Origin of the sequence: Flavobacterium sp., assembly GCF_003525665.1 — a bacterium.
Lineage (GTDB): Bacteria > Bacteroidota > Bacteroidia > Flavobacteriales > Flavobacteriaceae > Flavobacterium.
The window spans coordinates 1-3,297 of record NZ_DQDX01000032.1 but is presented as its reverse complement, the minus strand read 5'-3'; the positions used below and the strand labels follow the sequence as shown (position 1 = coordinate 3,297).

The following is a 3,297-nucleotide window of genomic DNA, read 5'->3' as shown; positions in this document are numbered from 1 at the left end:
CTTTTATTAGGTTATAAAAGGAACTTGAAAGGCTGTACACTAAGTTAGGTAAAAAAGCAGAACAGTTTCCAAAAAGAAAAGATTAAAACAATCTTCAATATCTATAAACGAAACCTTGCAATAGTTACTTACAAAAGTTTTTAAAATAAAAAAGTGAGGTCTATAATTCATAATTTGAATTTTAAGCAAATTTCTGCATCACTAACTTTAGAATATGAGAGAAGGATATTTTATTTTTTTTTCTTCGGTTTAAGATTTTATCAAATGTAAAAAAAAAGCAAAATATACTGCTTGCGTATTACTTTTAAATGTATTTTAGTAATTATTTTTCAAATAGTTAAACAATATAAAACTGTTTATCACTAACTTTGAAATAGTACCAAAACTCAGAAATGATTTTTATATTTGTTAAAGTTAATACTAAATATTCGCCACTTCGACAATCGATTACATGATGTTAACAAATAACACAGTGCTAAAATTTTTTAATTATATCTGGTAAAAAAAATAATTAAATAAACAATATATTTTTCGAATGATTCAAAATCAATATAGCAGCCTTTTGCTGGAACATACCAAAGACCTTACATGGGTGGTGGATCATCATTTTTGTTTAGTTTATGCCAACAAAGCCTACTTGCACTCAATGAAAGAGGTAACTGGAAAAGAGAAAAAACTCAACGAGCAAATATTTGAAGAATGTTTTGACGATGGCTATAAAGAAAAGTGGAAAGCCTATTATGAGCGTGGGTTGACTGGCGAACAATTCGAGATTGAGGAGCACTTTTTTAACCCTACTACGAATCAAATTGAATACAATCAAATATCGTTTAATCCGATTATGGATGAACATAACGTTGTAGTCAACGTTGCTTGCCAATCACGAAATAGTACTTCATTTACAAAATCAAATACAGAAGCAGAACTATTATTGGATGCTTCTCTGGATGTGATTTGCTCTATTGATGAAAAGGGTAATTTTATTAAAGTGAGTGCAGCATGTAAAGAGCTATGGGGATATGAAAAGGATGAGTTAATCGGTAAAGCATATAGTAGTTTTGTTATTGAAGAAGATTTAGAAAAAACCAATCAGGTGACATCAGACATCAGTGAAGGCAAATTAATAACAACTTTTGAAAATAGATATAAAAGAAAAGACGGTGGTATCGCTTTCAATCTTTGGTCAGTAAAATGGGATCCGAAAACCAAAATTATGGTTGGTGTTGCCCGAGACGGCAGCGAAAAAATTAAAAAAGAAGAAATACTCATTGAGCGTGAAAACCGCTTAAACGAACTAGTACATGAGAGTTCCAATTTAATGGCAATTTTGGATGAGGCTGGCGGAATAACGAATTATCTAAAAACAAGAGCAGGGAAACCTAATGGTGAATTGCTAGAATTATCTGCGATAAGAAAAAATGAAAAAGAATTTCCAAGTGAATTAACAGCTATACCAGTCAAACAAAGAAATGAAGAGTTTTTTTATGCTTTAATTAGAGATATTACACAGCGTGAAAAAGCAGAACGAGAACTATTAAATGCGTTAAATGAAAAGAACAGTATTCTGGAGAGAATTACAGAAGCTTTTGTAGCATTGGATGCCAATTGGTGCTTTACCTACATGAATAAGAAAGCAGGTGAAATTTTTAACACTGACCCGGAAAAAATAATTGGAAAGCACATTTGGACTGAATTTCCAGAAGGTCGTAATCAGCCAGTCCATATTACTTACGAAAAAGCCTTTGCTACACAAAAATATATGTACTTGGAGGAATTTTTCGAACCCTACGGCTCGTGGCTTGAGAATCATATTTATCCCTCTAAAGATGGTATTTCCATATTCTTTAAGGATGTTACCGCACGTAAGCGAAGCGAGAAAAAATTGGAAATGGCCAACGAACGCTTTAAAAAAGTAACCGAGGCTACCGATGATGTTATCTGGGATTGGGATATAGAAACTGGAATATTTTATAGATCAAATGCCATAGATAATTTCTTTGGTGTTGGTACATCCAAGGTTATGGGTAAAAAGGATTTTTGGAAAGATAAATTTCACAAGGACGATATTTCCAAAATTAAAAACAGTATAGAAAAAGCGCTGGAAGATCCAGATTGTGATAGATGGGAGGAAAAATACCGCATCTTTAACAATAACAATGAACTAGTTTTTGTAATAGATAGAGGATTGATTTTACGCAATAACAATGGAAAAGCTATTCGTATGGTTGGCGTTATGACTAATATTACAGAACAAAAAAACAAGAAGAAAAATTAATTGAACTTAATAAATCGTTGAATGAACAGGCAGCAGAATTAAAAAGATCGAATGAAGAATTAGAACAGTTTGCTTTTGTAGCGTCACACGATTTACAAGAACCACTGCGGATGATTATCAGTTTTCTGGATAAAATAAAGCATAAATATACTGATCGTTTTGATGAAAAGGGACAACAATACATTTATTTTGCAATGGACGGAGCCAAAAGGATGAAGCAAATTATTTTGGATTTATTAGTTTATTCAAGAGCGAATAAACCAACCGAACAAAATGAATTGATAAACCTAAATGAAATCGTATCTGAATATACGCTATTGAGAACAAAAATTATTGAAGATAAAAAGGCTACTATAACTTTTCATGAATTACCTTCTATTGAAACCTATCGGGCTCCAATAACACAAATTTTTCATTGTCTACTTGACAACGCATTAAAATATGTAGACGAGAATAAACCACCAAGGATTGAAATTGATGTCATAGAAAAAGAAAATGTTTGGCAGTTTACCATAAAAGACAATGGTATTGGAATTGACCCAATGTATTACCATAAAATATTTATCATTTTTCAAAGATTACAAAACAGAAAAGAAAATGATGGAACTGGTATTGGACTAGCAATTGTCAAGCGAAGCATTGAGTTTTTAGGAGGTGAAATTTGGGTTGAATCTGAAGAAGGTAAAGGTTCTAATTTTCACTTTACTATATTAAAAAATAAAAAACGTTTATAATTGTGAACAACAAGAATTTAAAATTAGCTCCTATCCATCTTGTAGACGACAACGAAGGATTTCTCCATACACTTGATGCTTTTGAGTAGGCCGAATTTATCAATGCTATACTACAAATTAAAGAGTTTTGGTTAAAGTTAACTATACCAACTAATCAAATCAGGTTATTAAGACAAAGTAAGATTTTTTTAAAATAATTGTCTTGAACATAATATTGCCAAATTTGTAATAATAGCAGTTTAACTGTTTGATACGGAGAAAAGTTTGAAGTAAAAAGACGTAAAACAT

The 3,297-nt window shown here is 31.3% G+C and carries 2 protein-coding genes; both read left to right on the top strand.

From position 1 onward, the window contains the following. Positions 1–535 precede the first annotated feature (535 nt). A complete protein-coding gene (locus DIU01_RS02120; protein ID WP_290831612.1) occupies positions 536–2,275 on the top strand; it encodes a PAS domain S-box protein in 1,740 nt (579 codons plus the stop codon). A gap of 17 nt (positions 2,276–2,292) precedes the next feature. Continuing rightward, on the top strand, positions 2,293–3,009 hold the full coding sequence (locus DIU01_RS02115; RefSeq protein WP_290831611.1) for an ATP-binding protein: 717 nt from the start codon (positions 2,293–2,295) through the stop codon (positions 3,007–3,009). The last annotated feature ends 288 nt before the right edge of the window (positions 3,010–3,297 follow it).